This is a genomic window from Sphingobium amiense, from assembly GCF_003967075.1.
GTDB classification, from domain to species: domain Bacteria; phylum Pseudomonadota; class Alphaproteobacteria; order Sphingomonadales; family Sphingomonadaceae; genus Sphingobium; species Sphingobium amiense.
The window spans coordinates 3,192,286-3,206,674 of the sequence record NZ_AP018664.1; the positions used below are offsets into that span (position 1 = coordinate 3,192,286).

Below are 14,389 nucleotides of genomic sequence, written 5' to 3' on the forward strand. Positions count from 1 at the left end.
GCCAATCTGGCGTCCGTAGAAAAGGACTAATGGAAGCACTAGCCGCTGACAGGCTAGTTTGCCCGTCAGCCTTTTTCATTTAGGAAGCCGTAATGATCCGCTCCTTCGCCGATGCCGAAGCCGAGAAAATATGGAACGGTGGACGCAGTCGCAAGCTTCCGGCGGACATCTCTCAGCGCGCTTACGTCCGCCTCAGGATGATCGACGCCGCTGAGAGCCTCGACGATTTGCGTAATCCACCAAGCAACCGTCTACACGCCCTGAAAGGCGATCGGCAGGGTCAACATTCCATTTCCATCAACATGCAATGGCGTATATGTTTCGTCTGGAAGGACGATGATGCCCATGACGTCGAAATCGCCGATTATCACTGATCCCGACTGGCTGCATAACGCGCATGCCGGGGAAATGCTGCTGTCCGAATTTATGGAGCCACTCGATCTTTCCGTGGAACAGATAGCTGCGCTGATTGCCGTGCCTGTTGATCGGCTGGCGGCCGTCATCAGCGGCGAACGCGCGATGGACGGTGAACTGGACCTTCGCCTCGGTCGCTATTTCGGCATGTCGGAGGGCTTCTTTCTGCGGTTGCAGGATCAGTATGAACTGCTGGAAGCCAAGCGGGCGCTGAAGGACGATCTCGACCGCATCGTCCCCCGCGCCGCCTGACCGCTCACCCCTTGTACAGCGCGTCGAGCCGCTCCGCATAAACCTTGCGGATCACGTGCCGCCTGATCTTCATCGAGGGCGTCATCTGTTCATTCTCGATGGTGAAGGGTTCGTCCGCGAGGATGAAGCGGCGGACGCGTTCGATCACCGACAGGTCGTCGTTCACCCGGTCCACCGCCGCACGCAGCGCCGCCATATAGGCGGGGTCGGACGCCGCCTGTGCAACGGGAATGCCCTTTGCCTCCGCCCATTCGCGCGTCCATTCGGCGTCCGGCACGATCAGTCCGACGAGATGCGGGCGCCGGTCGCCATGGACCATCGCCTGCCCGATCTCGCTCTGGAGCGTCAGCATCCCCTCGACCTTCTGCGGGGAGACATTGTCGCCCTTGTCGTTGACGATCAGGTCCTTCTTGCGGTCGGTGATGCGGATGCGGCCCTTCGCATCGAACTCGCCGATGTCGCCGGTGTGGAGCCAGCCGTCCTTCAGCGCCTTCTCCGTTTCCGCCGGGTTGCGCCAGTAGCCGTGCATGACCAGTTCGCCGCGCACCAGTATCTCGCCATCCTCGGCGATCCTGACTTCCACCCCGTCGAGCGGCGGGCCGACCGTTTCCATCGCGATCCCGGCGCTGGGGCGGTTGCAACTGATGACCGGCCCCGCTTCGGTCTGGCCATAGCCCTGCAGCAGCGTGAGGCCCATCGCGTCGAAGAAAAGGCCCACGTCCGGATTGAGCGGCGCGCCGCCCGACACCAGCGCCTTCATCCGCCCGCCGAAGCGCGCGCGAATCTTGGGCACCAGGGTGCGCGAGAGGATCAGTTTCATCGGCGCGTCGAGGATGCTGCCCCGGCCCGCCTGTTCCTTCGCGGCGATGCGCATCGCCTGTCCGAGCAGATAGGCGGGAAATTTGCCCTGCTTTTCGATGGCCTTGATGATGCGGGCGCGCAGCACTTCGAACAGGCGGGGGACGACGACCATGATGGTGGGCCGCGTCTCCTCGATATTGGAAGCGAGCTTTTCCAGACCTTCGGCATAATAGATCTGCCCGCCCAGCAGCATGGGGAGGAACTGGCCGCCGCTATGCTCATAGGCGTGAGAGAGCGGGAGGAAGGAGAGGAACACCTCGTCCCCGACCCCGAAATCCTCGTTCACGACCGCCGCCGCGCCCTCGCAATTGAGGAGGATCGCGCCATGATGCTGCATCACACCGCGCGGCGCGCCGCCGGTGCCGCTGGTGTAGATGATGCAGGCGAGGTCTTCGCGCTTCGCCGTCTGCGCCGCCGCGCAGGCCGCGACGTCGGCCGGGTGCCCGGCGATGAGGTCGCTCCAGAGGTGGCAGGTCGATGTGCCCTGCGCCCCGCGCAGCGGCTCCATGCCGATGACGAAGCTGGCCTGGGAGCGGACCACGGCGGGCATCAGCGCCTGCGCGAGCTTGGCGGTCGAGACGATGACGGCCCGCGCGCCGCTGTCGGTCAGGATATGCTGGTGATCGCGCGTGGTGTTGGTGGTGTAGGTCGGCACCGTGACGCAGCCCGCCGCCATGATCGCAAGGTCGGCGATGCAGAATTCGGGGCGGTTCTCGCTCACCAGCATCACCGGATCGCCGGGCCGCAGCCCCTGCGCCTTCAGCGCGGCGGCGATGGACGCGACCTGCCGCGCCACTTCGTTCCAGCTCAGCGGTTGCCACTGGCCCGCTTCCTTGCGCCAGAGGAAAGGCGCGTCGCCCTTCTGCGCGGCGCGCGCGAAGAACATGGTGACGAGGTTCGGGAATTTCTCGATCGCCTGCAAGGCTCGACTCCTGCGGTTTTACGGCGCGTCTGCTGCGCGTCCTGTGCTGGCAACGGCTATAGCCGCCCCTTGCCGTAACGGCCACGGCTTTTGGATGGTTGCGTCAGTCGAACAGGCCGTCCTGCGCCCCCTGTGGCGGGTTGAGGCCGAGATGCTTCCAGCCCGGACCGTTGAGGCAGCGCCCCCGCGCGGTGCGGGCGATGAGGCCGAGCTGGATCAGGTAAGGTTCGATCACTTCCTCGATCGTGTCGCGCGCTTCGGAAAGACCGGCGGCGAGCGTTTCCACGCCGACCGGGCCGCCGCGATAAATGTCGGCGATCATCATCAGGTAGCGCCGGTCCATGAGGTCGAGGCCAAGCTGGTCGACCTCCAGCCGCTGAAGCGCGGCGTCCGCCACCTTGCGATCAACGCTGGGCGCGCCCGCGACATTGGCGAAATCGCGCACCCGGCGCAGCAGGCGGCCCGCGATGCGCGGCGTTCCGCGCGACCGGCGCGCAATCTCGACCGCGCCGTCCGGGGTGATGGGAAGATCGAGCAGGCGGGCGGCGCGGCGCACGACCAGCTCCAGCTCCTCGACGGTGTAGAATTGGAGGCGGACGGGAATGCCGAACCGGTCGCGCAACGGCGTCGTCAGCAGCCCCTGCCGCGTGGTCGCGCCCACCAGCGTGAAGCGCGGCAGGTCGATGCGCACCGATCTGGCGGACGGCCCCTCCCCGATCATGAGGTCGAGCGCGCGATCCTCCATTGCGGGATAGAGCACTTCCTCGACCGCCGGGTTGAGGCGGTGGATTTCGTCCACGAACAGCACGTCGCCCTCGTCCAGATTGGTGAGCAGCGCCGCGAGATCGCCCGACTTGGCGATGACCGGGCCGGATGTGGCGCGAAAGCCGACGCCCATTTCCTTTGCCACGATCTGCGCCAGCGTCGTCTTGCCAAGGCCCGGCGGCCCGAAGAAGAGCACATGGTCGAGCGCGTCCCCGCGCGACTTCGCCGCCTGAATGAAGATGCGCAGATTTTCGCGCGCGGCCTGCTGGCCCACAAACTCGTCGAGCGATTTGGGGCGCAGCGCGGCGTCGACATCCTCGGGACGGCGCGAAGGGGTGAGGAGGCGGTCGTCGTCGGTCACTTCGCCGCCTTCCGCAACGCCAGCCGGACGAGCGCGTCGAGGCTGGCGCTGTCGCCCAGTTCCTCTTCGGCGGCGGCGACGGCGCTGCTCGCTTCACCCGGCTTGAAGCCCAGATTTTGCAGCGCGGAGAGGGCGTCGGCGCTGAGGCTGCCGGCGGGCATCGCCACCGCGCCGCCCACACCGACCGGACCGCCCGCCGGCGCCGCGCCGGTCTTGTCCTTGAGTTCATTGACGATGCGCTGGGCGAGTTTCGGCCCGACGCCGTTCGCGCGCGCGATCATCGCCCTGTCGCCCATGGCGACGGCGCGGTGCAGCTCCAGCGGTTCGAGCGCGGACAGGATGGCCAGCGCCACGCGCGATCCCACGCCCTGCACATGGGTGAGCAGGCGGAACCAGTCGCGCTCCTCCGCGCGGGCGAAGCCGACCAGCCGGATCGAATCCTCCGCCACCAGCATTTCGGTGTGGATGGTGACGGCTTCCCCGACCGGTCCCAGCGCCGCCAGCGTGCGGGAGGATGCGCCGACCAGATAGCCGACGCCGCCCACGTCAATGATGGCGTGGTCGGTGCCCGTGCTGTCGAGCCGCCCTTTGAGTTTCGCGATCATTCCCGCCGCCCCCTGGTCATGATCTGTTCTTTACAGCCTGTGGCGCGTCGCGCCAGCACAAAGCGCGGCACCTTTCGCCCGCCCGTGCGTAGTGCAGCCCGATCCCGCGTCAAAAATCCAAGGATATGTCCATGTTCACGTCGAGCGCGCCGCTGCTCAGCCCCAGAGACTTCCAGTTTCCCGCCATCAGCCTGTCGGGCAATGTCGACCAGTCCATGTATCTGCATTTCCGCAGCAGCCTGACGAATGCGCCGCAGGAAGGCCTCGTCGTCGTGGAGATGTCCACGCTGGGCGGCGACCCCGAAGTGGCGCGGATGATGGGGGAGGACATAAGATTTCATTCGGACCTCTGCCCGCAGCGTCGGCTGGTGTTCCTCGGCAAGACGGCGGTCTATTCGGCGGGCGCGACCTTCATGGGATTTTTCGCGGCGGAGAACCGCTATCTGACGCGGGGCACGCGGGTGATGATCCATGAACGGCTCATCACCAAGACGATCGACCTGTCCGGCCCGCTCAGCACCTGCATCGCGACGCTGAAGGCCAGCCTGCACGAAATCCGGTCGTCGATCGAAATCCAGAATGAAGGGTTCCAGAACCTCATCACCGGATCGGACATCACGATGGACGAGTTGCTGCAAAAGGCGCCGGAGAACTGGTATCTCGAAGCCAATGAGGCGCAGGCGCGCGGGCTGGTCGCCGCCGTGCTGTGAAGCCGCTTGCCAAGCCGCGCGAACGCGCCTTTCATGGGCGGATGCGCAAAAAACCCCTCCTCCCATGGCGCTATGGCATGTTTCTGGCGCTGCTTGCCGTCATCGTGCCGCTGGCGCTCGCGCTGCCATGGCATGAGGCGGTGATGGGCGGGTTCGATGTCGCGGCTCTGGCGTTCATGGTGTCGGTCGCGCCGCTGATCGGCGCGAAGCCGGACGATATGCGGCGCAAGGCGGCGGAGAATGACGCGAACCGGCAGTTGATGCTGCTGATGACCGGGATCGTGTGCCTCGTGATCCTCGTCGCGGTGGGCGTGGCGGTGAGCCAGCATGGCGGGCCGGACGCCGCCTCCATCGCTCTGCTGCTGGCGACGCTGCTGATCGCGTGGCTCTTTTCCAACCTTGTCTATGCGATGCATTATGCGCATATCTTCTACCTGCCCGACGCGAAGGGGCATGACGGCGGCGGCATCGACTTTCCCGAAACGAAGGAACCGGGCTACTGGGATTTCCTCTACTTCGCCTTCACCCTCGGCATGACGTTCCAGACATCGGACGTGGCGATGACGGGAACGGCGGTGCGGCGGACGGCGCTGTTCCACTGTTTCGCCGCTTTCCTGTTCAACCTCGGCATCCTCGCCTTCACCATCAACGTGCTGGGCGGCGCGGGCTAGAGCATTTTCGAAGCGGACGAATCGTCCGCTGACCCGGAAAATGCGGCAAACAAAGGAAGCTGGAGCGCGATCCGATCCCGTATGATCGGATCGCGCTCTAACCATGTTGCCACCCGAGGCGGTCGGGGAGAGGCACAGGCGCGCCGTCGATCCGGAGTGAGAGGCCCGCGCCCTCTGCCACTTCGCCCACCGGGATGGCATGGACCGGCGGCGTGACGTCCGGCGGCAGGACGAAGAGAAGTTCATAATCGTCGCCCGCCTGCGCCGCCGCGATCCGCGTGGCGAGACTCGCCCCGCGCGCCTGCTCCAGCGCCGGGGACAGGGGGATATGGTCGATGCGGATGGCAACGCCGCTTGCCCGCGCCATGCGGGCGGCGTCGATCAGGAGGCCGTCCGACAGGTCCATCATCGCGCTGGCCAGCGGGGCGAGCAGCACGCCTTCGGCAATACGGGGGCGGGGACGGCGATAGGCGTCGATCAGCGGTCCCTGCGCGCCCGCGTCACAGCGCAACAGGTCCAGCCCCGCGCCCGCATCCCCGACCGGACCCGTCACATAAAGCCGATGGCCCGCCCTTGCGCCCGCGCGCGTCGGAACGTCGCCCGTGGCTTCGCCGATGGCGGTCAGGCTGTAGCTGCGCGCCGACCCCGCGGGCATCTTCACCGTGTCGCCGCCGATCAGCGGCATGCCATAGCGTTCGAGCGCGGCATGAAGGCCGTCGAGAAAGGCCGCGTCCCATTCCGCCGCGCCCGACAGGCTGTAGTTGAGCAGGCAGGCGAGGGGCTGCGCGCCCTTGGCCGCCAGATCGGACAGGTTCACCGCCGCCAGTTTCCAGCCGATGTCCTGCGGCGGGTCGCCGGGGAGGTAGTGGACGCCCTCGACGATCGTGTCGCTGGTCAGGATCAGCCGCGCGTTGCCGACGGTCAGCAGCGCGACATCGTCCAGCAGCCCGCGCGCGGCTTCATGCGTCGCGCGGCTGCGCAGGTGATCGAGAAAGCGTTGCTCGTCCGCCATGCCCCGGCCTTAGGCCATCGTCATCGCGCGCGCCATCGGCTTGCGGCGCAGGATCAGCCGCGCACGTCCTTCGCCACGCCGTCGAGCAGTCCGTTGACGAAGCCCGCCTCGCGCTTGTCATAGAAGGCGTGGGCGACATCGACATATTCGCTGATGACGGTGCCGGTGCCGACATCCTTGCGGGCGAGCAGCTCGTAAGTGCCCGCGCGCAATATCTGGCGCATCGGCCGGTCGAGCCGGTCGAGGCTCCATCCGCTCGACAGGCGGGCGGCGATCAGCGCGTCGATTTCGTCGCGGCGCTTGTCCACGCCGGTCACGATGTCGTCGAAGAAAGCTTCCTCCGCCTGCGCATAGGTCACGTCCTCGATGGTCGCGCCGAGGCGGTGCTGGTGAAATTCGTGCAGCAGGGTGGGAACCGGCGTCCCTTCCATCTCAAGCTGGTAGAGCGCCTGCACCGCGGCGAGGCGCGCGGCGGAACGGGATTTGGAGCGATCGTTCATCGGCGGTCCCCTACTCCGGTCTTACCGCAGGCGCAACGCCACCGATGCGGCATGGGCGGGCAGCCCTTCGGCCTGCGCCAGCGCGACCGCCGCCGGGCCGATGGCGCGGATCGCACCCGTATCGAGGCCAAGGAAGCTGGTGCGCTTCATGAAATCGAGCACCGAGAGGCCCGAGGAGAAGCGCGCGCGGCGGCCCGTGGGCAGCACATGGTTCGGCCCGGCGACATAATCGCCCACCGCTTCGGGCGTCATCCGGCCGAGGAAGACCGAACCGGCATGACGGACCTGCGCGAACAGGGCGTCGGGATCGTCGACCGCGAGTTCGAGATGCTCGGGCGCGAGCCGGTCGACCAGCGGCATCGCTTCGGCAAGGTCGGGCACGAGGATGATCGCGCCATTGGCATCCCAGCTCGTCCGCGCGACGGCATGGGTGGAGAGCGCCGGGATCTGCCGGTCGACCGCCTGCGCCACCGCATCGGCGAAGGCCGCGTCGTCGGTGAAGAGGATAGACTGGCTGGTCGGGTCATGCTCCGACTGGCTGAGGAGGTCGGCGGCGATCCATTCGGGATCGTTCCGCCCGTCCGCGACGACGACGATCTCGGACGGTCCCGCCACCATGTCGATGCCGACGACGCCGTAAAGCTGCCGCTTGGCTTCGGCGACCCAGGCATTGCCGGGGCCGGTGACGACATCGACGGGCCGGATGTGATCCGTGCCGTAGGCGAGCGCGGCCACCGCCTGCGCCCCGCCCACGCGCCAGATTTCCTCGATCCCCACAATCTGCGCGGCGGCGAGGACGAGCGGGTTGATCTCGCCCTTCGGCGTCGGCGTCACCATGGCGATGCGGCGCACGCCCGCAACCTTCGCCGGGATGACGTTCATCAGCAGCGAGCTGGGATAGGCGGCGCGTCCGCCCGGCACATAGAGGCCCGCCGCATCCACCGGCGTCCAGCGCGCGCCGAGGCGCACGCCCGCGCCGTCCACGCCATCGCTGTCCTGCGGCTTCTGCTTTTCATGATAGGCGGTGATGCGCGCGGCGGCGAGTTCCAGCGCGTCGCGCAGGTCGGTCGGAGTGGAATGGAGCGCCGCGCGCGTTTCCGCCGCCGTGACGGCCCATCCGCTTCGATCGAGGTCGTGCCCGTCGAACCGCTGCGTATAGTCCGCGAGCGCGGCATCGCCTTCCGCGCGCACGCGCCGCAGGATCGCGGTCACGTCACGCGAGACATCCTCGTCCGCCTCGCGCCGCGCATCGACCAGCGCGGTGAAGGCGGCGGCGAAGCCAGCGTCCCCCGTGTCGAGCCTAAGCGGCATTCTTCACCCCCACGGCGGCGCGGAACGCCTCCACCAGCGGCGTGAGGTCGGCGGAGCGCATCTTGTAGGCGGCGCGGTTGACGATCAGGCGCGCGGAAATCTGCATGATGACATCGGTTTCGACGAGGCCGTTGGCCTTCAGCGTCGCGCCCGAGGAGACGAGATCGACGATCCGCCGCGACAGGCCGAGCGAAGGCGCAAGCTCCATCGCGCCGTTCAGTTTCACGCATTCGGCCTGAAGCCCGCGCGCTTCGTAATAGCGGCGGGTGAGGTTCGGATATTTGGTGGCGACGCGCACATGGCTCATCGCCGCCTGATCTTCGTCGGCGAGACCCGCAGGTTCGGCGACCGAAAGGCGGCAATGGCCGATGTCGAGATCGACGGGCGCGTAGAGTTCGGAGTAGCTATACTCCTCCACCACGTCCGATCCGACGATGCCGATCTGCGCCGCGCCATGGGCGACGAAGGTCGCGACGTCGAAGGCGCGCACGCGGATGATCGACACGTCCGGGCGGTTGGTGGCGAAGCGCAGCGCGCGGCTCTTCTTGTCATGAAATTCCGCCTCCGGTTCGATACCGGCGCGGGCGAGCAGGGGCAGCGCCTCTTCGAGGATGCGGCCCTTGGGAATGGCGAAGGTGAGCGGGCGAGTCATGACCGCCGCGCCTTACTTGGCGAGGCGGGAAAGGGCAAGCTGTGCACCCGCGTCAGCGCCGGGGAACGGCCTTCCCGCCCCGTCCGTCCAGCCATCCGCCATCGGCCAGCCAGTCGGCGAGCCGTTCGGGCCAGTGCTGGAGCGAGAGCAGGCCCGACCGCTCTCCCAGATTGAAGGCATGGTCAGCCTCCGCATAGATGTGCAGTTCGGCGGGCACGCCCTGCGCCTGCAACCGGGTGTAGAGGTTGAGCGCCGGGAGCATGCAGCAGGCGTCGAGCGAGCCGGACGTGATGAAGGCGGGCGGCGCGTCCTTCGCTGCCTTGTCCGGCACGCCGAGCGGTCCGGGAAAGACGAGGATCTGGAAATCGGGCCGTCCGTCCTGCCGGTCGACGGCATCGGGCTTCCACCCGCGCGCGGGTTCGGGGTTGTCGGAGACCAGCGACACCAGTTCCCCGCCCGCCGAAAAGCCCATTACGCCCACGCGGTGCGGGTCGATGCCGAGGCTGGCGGCGTTGGCGCGCAGGTAACGGATGGCGCGGCGCGTGTCTGCAGCGGCGTCGCGCTCTATCGAGTAGGTCGAACCCTCTTCGCGCGCGAGGCGATATTTGAGGACGAAGGCGTGGACGCCCATCTGGTTGAGGCGCAGGGCGACGTCCGTGCCTTCGGTCTTCCAGACGAGGAAGCCGTGCCCGCCGCCGGGAATGACGATGACCGCCGCGCCATTGTCGTGGCGCGGATCGGCGGGGTAAGCGGTCAGCGAGGGGTCGTGAATGTTGCGGATATAATAGCTTTCCGCCTTCTCCGGCTCCTTGCGGCGGGCGGGGTCGGTGCCCGGCGCGCCTTCGGGCCAGAGAGCAAAGACTTGCTGAGGCGGCGGGTTCAGCGGCCGGGGCGCGCGGGGCGGCAGGGCGGACGGGGACGGCTGCGCCATGGCGGGCGTCGAGAGAATGAGCGAGGCGAGACAGGCCAGCAGGGCCAGGGCGGTGGCGCGCATCCTCTTCATGGTTCCGGCATCCTCGTTCCAGCGATGCGCCAGTCTTAGGATCGGGCCGCGATGCCCGGCAACCGCCTTGGAGTCGTAGATCGCCCTCAGGCGGCGTCCGCCATCGCCGCTTGCGTGCTCGCGATCCAGCCGCCGCCCAGCACGCGGTCGCCTGCATAGAGGACCGCCGCCTGTCCCGGCGCGACGCCATATTCGGGCGCGTCGAACAGCAGCCGGTCGTCCTCCAGCCGCGCTGGAACGGGTTTCGCCATCGACCGCACCTTCGCGGTCAGCGGCCCCGCAAAGCCGCCGCCCAGCCAGTTGATGTCGGTCAGGACCGCGCCGGAAACGGCCAGCGCGGCCTTCGGCCCCACGATGACGCGGCGGCCTTCCGCATCCAGCCGCACGACATAGAGCGGGTCGGGCTGGCCGCCGATCTCCAGCCTCTTGCGCTGGCCGACCGTGTAGTGGATCAGCCCGCGATGCCGGCCCAGCACCCGGCCATCGACATGGACGATGTCGCCGCCCTCGTCGGCATCGGGACGCAGCTTGCGCACGATCTTCGCATAATCGCCGTCGGGCACGAAGCAGATGTCCTGACTGTCGGGCTTGAGCGCCACCGACAGGCCGAGTTCGGCGGCGATTTCCCGCACCAGCGGCTTGGGCAATCCCCCGAGAGGAAAGCGCAGATAGTCGAGCTGCGCCTGCGTGGTGGCGAACAGGAAATAGCTCTGGTCGCGCGCCGGGTCGGCGGCGCGGTGCAGTTCCGCTCCGGCCAAGCCTTCCACCCGGCGGACATAATGGCCGGTGGCGAGGCAGTCGGCGCCCAGATCGCGCGCGATCTGGAACAGATCGGTGAACTTGACGCCCATATTGCACTTCACGCACGGAATGGGCGTGCGGCCCGCCATATATTCGTCGGCGAAATCGGCGATCACCGAGTCGCGGAAGCGGCTTTCATAGTCGAAGACATAATGGGCGATGCCGATCCGGTCGGCCACCGCGCGCGCATCGCGTATGTCCTGCCCCGCGCAGCAACTGCCGGTGCGCCCCACCGCCGCGCCATGATCGTAAAGCTGGAGCGTGACGCCGATGACTTCCGCGCCCGTCCGCGCCGCGAGCGCCGCGACGACGCTCGAATCCACGCCACCCGACATGGCGACCACGATACGCCGCTGCGACAGCGGCGCGGCAAGCTGGAACTGGGGCTGCATGACCGCGCATATAGTGCAGCGCGGCGCGCGGCGCAAAGTTAACAAATTGTGACCGCCCTGAGCGGGCAAATGGCCGAATTGACGATGAAAATCAGTCAAATGGCCTGATCGGGCCGGTGTTGATTTACCGAGCCTTATCCATTTGCCCTTACAGAGGGGGTCATGGACCTGAGTTTCCTTCGGGGTGGCGGGCTGAAGCCCGCATCAACCCGCCCCGCCGATCTGGCCGGCACGCCGGTCTGGCCGTTCCTGCGCGCTGCCACGGCAGCGGCGCAGGCGGCCAGCCCGACCGCGCAGGCCGTGGCGGGCATTCTGCGGGGGCAGGATGGTAACGGAGACTGGGTCCAGGAACTTGCGGGCATTTTCGCACCGCGTTCCGGCGGCACGATCGAAGCCGCGCGACTGGCGGGAAGTTTCAACCCGCTGATTGCAAACCGACTTACCGGGGACAGGGAAAGATGAAGGCAGTGTTTACCGTGGGGCTTTAGCCGATCTTCAGGGCTGATCCACATAAAGGTTTCCGCTGCCGAATTCGGCAAGGCCATCGCCGCAAAGTTGAGGGTAGAATGATAGAGAACCAGAAAATCAGGCCCGCCCAGGTCGTCGGGCCGCTTGGGGAACCCCTGACCCTGGACAGCCTGCCGCCGCGGGACACGACCCGCTGGGTGGTGCGGCGCAAGGCGGAAGTGGTGGCCGCGGTCAACGGCGGCCTGCTGAGCGTCGATGAAGCGTGCGCGCGCTACAATCTGACGCTGGAGGAATTTGCCGGCTGGCAGCGTGCGGTCGACCGTTCGGGCATGCACGGGCTGCGCGTCACCCGCATCCAATATTACAAGTCGCTTTACGAACGGCAGCAGAAATACTGACCCCGTTCGCGGGCAGCCGTCGCGGCATCAGGGGCCACCGGACGAGGGTTCGGCGGCCCCTTTGCTTTTCCGGACGGCGCTTGCTCCGGCCCAAGCGGGACGAAACGGCGCAAAGCGGCGATGGTTTCCATCGCGGAATCATTTCGCCGCCATGGAACGACTGACGCTCTTCTCCGTTGAACCGATCACCCAACCCGCTGGGGGCGTGGTCAAGGAGAGTAACATGGGCATCATTCTGTGGCTTGTTGTCGGTGGTATCATTGGTTGGCTTGCCAGCATGATCATGCGCACCGACGCGCAGCAGGGCATTCTGCTGAACATCGTCGTGGGTATCGTGGGCGCTTTCATCGGCGGCCTGATTTTCAGCGGCGGTTCGATCAACAATGCGGGCCTGACCCTCTACAGCTTCCTCGTGTCGCTGGTGGGCGCGGTGATCCTGCTCGCGATCGTCAATCTGGTGCGTCGCGGATCGGTGCGCTAACGCGCGACATCCGCCATCAAATGCAAAAGGGCTGCGCCATACCAATGGCGCGGCCCTTTTTAGCATGGTCGCTCAGCGCCTTGCGGTGAAGAAACGATAGACGGCGAGGATCGCGATCGCGCCCAGCACGGCGGCGACGAACCCGCCCCTCTGTCCCGGCGCGTAGATGCCCAGCAGCCGCCCCACGAAACCGGCGAGCAGGGCGCCCGCAATCCCCAGCAGGACCGTGACCACGCAGCCGCCCGGATCGCGGCCCGGCATCACCAGCTTCGCCAGCGCCCCGGCCAGCAAGCCAATAAAGATCCATGCAAGCAAATCCATGGTCCTCCCTCCGGCCGCCGTAGCGTCCACATAGCACCATATCCGCGCGATTCTTGCAACCCGATACGCTATCGTCACGAAGCTGTCGTCCGTCGATCCGTGACGGTCGCCAGTCGATTGGCGCTACGACCTTTTCCTGCCCCATGCCCACTGCCTTCGCGCGGCCATCCATGTTAAATGGGGTTGAGCGCGGTGATATATTCATATAACACAGTTGGCAGCAAGGGGCCATGCGCCGGAAAGATGGAATCGGCATGAATTATGAAACGCAGCTGTCGGGGGACGCGGTGATCGCGATCGACGAGGACGCGGCGCGCGCACGGCGCAGGCGGATGCTGACGATCGGCGCTGGCGTGGCGGTGGTTCTGGTGGCTGTTGCCGCCTGGATTTCGATGCGTGGCGGCAAGCCAGCCGATGCGCCGACGGCCGCACCGGCACCGGTCGTGACCGTCATCAGCCCCGGCCAGTCCAAGGTCGCGCGGTCGATCAGCGCGACGGGTTCGCTCGCTGCGCGCATCGACATGCCGGTCGGCGTGGTGGGCGAAGGCGGCATGGTGACGCGCGTGCTGGTGCAGCCGGGCGACTGGGTGCGTTCGGGACAGGTGCTCGCGACGGTCGAGCGTTCGGTCCAGATCGAACAGGGCCGCTCGCTCGCCGCGCAGGTCGAAGTGGCGCGCGCCGACGCCAAGCTCGCGCAGGCGCAGCTCGACCGCGCGAAGGCTCTGGTGGGGCGCGGCTTCATCAGCGCGGCGGACATCGACCAGCGCACCGCGACCCGCGACGCCGCGCAGGCGCGCGTGAACGTCGCCGTCGCCCAGTTGAAGGAACAGCAGGCGCGCAACGGCCGCCTCGACATCCGCGCGCCCGCCGCCGGCCTCGTGCTGACGCGCGGGGTCGAACCGGGCCAGATCGTCGGCGCCGGAAGCACCGTGCTCTTCCGCCTCGCACAGGGCGGCGAGATGGAGATGCGCGCCCAGCTGTCGGAAGCCGACCTGCTCAGCATCCGGCCCGGCAACAGCGCCGTGGTGACGCCCATCGGCGGAACGCGCGGCTTTGCGGGCCGGGTGTGGCAGGTGTCGCCCGTGGTCGATCCCCAGACGCGTCAGGGCATCGCGCGCATCGCCCTGTCCTACAACGATGCGCTGCGTCCCGGCGGCTTTGCGTCCGCGCTCATCACCAGCGGGTCGGGCAGCGCGCCGCTGCTCCCCGAATCGGCGGTGCAGAGCGACGCCAGGGGCAGCTTCGTCTACATCATCAACGGCAGGAACCAGGTCGAGCGGCGTGACGTGTCGGTGGGTCAGGTGTCCGACGAGGGCGTCGCGGTGACGAGCGGCATCACGGGCGCGGAAAAGATCGTGACGTCCGCCGGTGCGTTCCTGACGCCCGGGCAGAAGGTGAAGCCGGAAATGGCCACGCGCCCGTAACGACATGGGCGTGACGAAGGCCGCGGCAGGAAGAATGCGGACCGCCATGGCGGCCGGTGAAGGAA

General features: G+C 67.2%; 18 protein-coding genes. 8 read left to right on the forward strand and 10 right to left on the reverse strand.

What is annotated here, in order from left to right:
- Positions 1–92: 92 nt before the first annotated feature.
- Positions 93–374 carry a type II toxin-antitoxin system RelE/ParE family toxin gene (locus SAMIE_RS15550; protein ID WP_066699943.1) on the forward strand — a complete coding sequence of 94 codons (282 nt, stop codon included), beginning with the start codon at positions 93–95 and terminating at the stop codon, positions 372–374.
- The gene (locus SAMIE_RS15555; RefSeq protein ID WP_066699941.1) at positions 346–666 is read left to right on the forward strand and encodes a HigA family addiction module antitoxin; all 321 of its coding nucleotides are present in this window, start codon (positions 346–348) and stop codon (positions 664–666) included. Before SAMIE_RS15550 ends, SAMIE_RS15555 begins: the two co-directional genes overlap by 29 nt.
- A gap of 4 nt (positions 667–670) precedes the next feature.
- On the opposite strand, the gene SAMIE_RS15560 is transcribed toward SAMIE_RS15555, so the two are convergent.
- From SAMIE_RS15560 to ruvA, 3 genes are all read right to left on the reverse strand, one after another.
- Positions 671–2,413, reverse strand: coding sequence for an AMP-dependent synthetase/ligase (locus tag SAMIE_RS15560; RefSeq protein WP_066700036.1), 1,743 nt, complete (start codon positions 2,411–2,413; stop codon positions 671–673).
- Between the two features lie 139 nt (positions 2,414–2,552).
- Complete coding sequence (ruvB, locus tag SAMIE_RS15565; RefSeq protein WP_066699939.1) at positions 2,553–3,575, reverse strand: Holliday junction branch migration DNA helicase RuvB; 1,023 nt, start codon at positions 3,573–3,575, stop codon at positions 2,553–2,555.
- Positions 3,572–4,180: a Holliday junction branch migration protein RuvA gene (gene ruvA, locus SAMIE_RS15570; protein WP_066699938.1), complete on the reverse strand. Its 609-nt coding sequence runs from the start codon at positions 4,178–4,180 to the stop codon at positions 3,572–3,574. Before ruvA ends, ruvB begins: the two co-directional genes overlap by 4 nt.
- Before the next feature lie 131 nt (positions 4,181–4,311).
- On the opposite strand from ruvA, the gene SAMIE_RS15575 reads away from it, so the two are divergent.
- Positions 4,312–4,890 (forward strand): peptidase S14, encoded by a 579-nt coding sequence (locus SAMIE_RS15575; protein ID WP_408641243.1) that lies wholly within the window; start codon positions 4,312–4,314, stop codon positions 4,888–4,890.
- A 41-nt stretch (positions 4,891–4,931) separates the two neighbouring features.
- Positions 4,932–5,561, forward strand: a complete 630-nt coding sequence (locus SAMIE_RS15580) for a DUF1345 domain-containing protein (RefSeq protein ID WP_066700035.1) — start codon at positions 4,932–4,934, stop codon at positions 5,559–5,561.
- A gap of 97 nt (positions 5,562–5,658) precedes the next feature.
- Here SAMIE_RS15580 and thiL read toward each other — a convergent pair whose 3' ends face one another.
- From thiL to mnmA, 6 genes are all read right to left on the reverse strand, one after another.
- Positions 5,659–6,573: a thiamine-phosphate kinase gene (gene thiL, locus SAMIE_RS15585; RefSeq protein ID WP_066699936.1), complete on the reverse strand. Its 915-nt coding sequence runs from the start codon at positions 6,571–6,573 to the stop codon at positions 5,659–5,661.
- A 53-nt stretch (positions 6,574–6,626) separates the two neighbouring features.
- Positions 6,627–7,073: a transcription antitermination factor NusB gene (nusB, locus tag SAMIE_RS15590; protein ID WP_066699935.1), complete on the reverse strand. Its 447-nt coding sequence runs from the start codon at positions 7,071–7,073 to the stop codon at positions 6,627–6,629.
- Between the two features lie 21 nt (positions 7,074–7,094).
- Positions 7,095–8,384, reverse strand: a complete 1,290-nt coding sequence (gene hisD, locus SAMIE_RS15595; protein ID WP_066699933.1) for a histidinol dehydrogenase — start codon at positions 8,382–8,384, stop codon at positions 7,095–7,097.
- Entirely contained in the window at positions 8,374–9,036 is a 663-nt protein-coding gene (hisG, locus tag SAMIE_RS15600; protein WP_066699931.1) for an ATP phosphoribosyltransferase, read from the reverse strand. The genes hisD and hisG overlap by 11 nt, the downstream gene beginning before the upstream one ends.
- 52 nt (positions 9,037–9,088) lie before the next feature.
- Positions 9,089–10,039 (reverse strand): alpha/beta hydrolase, encoded by a 951-nt coding sequence (locus SAMIE_RS15605; RefSeq protein ID WP_066699929.1) that lies wholly within the window; start codon positions 10,037–10,039, stop codon positions 9,089–9,091.
- Between the two features lie 86 nt (positions 10,040–10,125).
- Positions 10,126–11,232 (reverse strand): tRNA 2-thiouridine(34) synthase MnmA, encoded by a 1,107-nt coding sequence (mnmA, locus tag SAMIE_RS15610; protein ID WP_066699927.1) that lies wholly within the window; start codon positions 11,230–11,232, stop codon positions 10,126–10,128.
- 162 nt (positions 11,233–11,394) lie between these two features.
- Here mnmA and SAMIE_RS15615 point away from each other — a divergent pair, with 162 nt between their 5' ends.
- The 3 genes from SAMIE_RS15615 (at position 11,395) to SAMIE_RS15625 (ending at position 12,579) form a co-directional block, all read left to right on the forward strand.
- Positions 11,395–11,694, forward strand: coding sequence for a hypothetical protein (locus tag SAMIE_RS15615; protein ID WP_066699925.1), 300 nt, complete (start codon positions 11,395–11,397; stop codon positions 11,692–11,694).
- 104 nt (positions 11,695–11,798) lie between these two features.
- Complete coding sequence (sciP, locus tag SAMIE_RS15620) at positions 11,799–12,098, forward strand: CtrA inhibitor SciP (protein ID WP_009820412.1); 300 nt, start codon at positions 11,799–11,801, stop codon at positions 12,096–12,098.
- A gap of 223 nt (positions 12,099–12,321) precedes the next feature.
- Positions 12,322–12,579, forward strand: coding sequence for a GlsB/YeaQ/YmgE family stress response membrane protein (locus tag SAMIE_RS15625; RefSeq protein ID WP_066699923.1), 258 nt, complete (start codon positions 12,322–12,324; stop codon positions 12,577–12,579).
- Positions 12,580–12,651: 72 nt separating this feature from the next.
- Here SAMIE_RS15625 and SAMIE_RS15630 read toward each other — a convergent pair whose 3' ends face one another.
- Positions 12,652–12,900, reverse strand: coding sequence for a GlsB/YeaQ/YmgE family stress response membrane protein (locus tag SAMIE_RS15630; protein ID WP_066699922.1), 249 nt, complete (start codon positions 12,898–12,900; stop codon positions 12,652–12,654).
- 254 nt (positions 12,901–13,154) lie between these two features.
- Here SAMIE_RS15630 and SAMIE_RS15635 point away from each other — a divergent pair, with 254 nt between their 5' ends.
- The gene (locus tag SAMIE_RS15635) at positions 13,155–14,324 is read left to right on the forward strand and encodes an efflux RND transporter periplasmic adaptor subunit (protein WP_066699921.1); all 1,170 of its coding nucleotides are present in this window, start codon (positions 13,155–13,157) and stop codon (positions 14,322–14,324) included.
- Positions 14,325–14,389 lie beyond the last annotated feature (65 nt).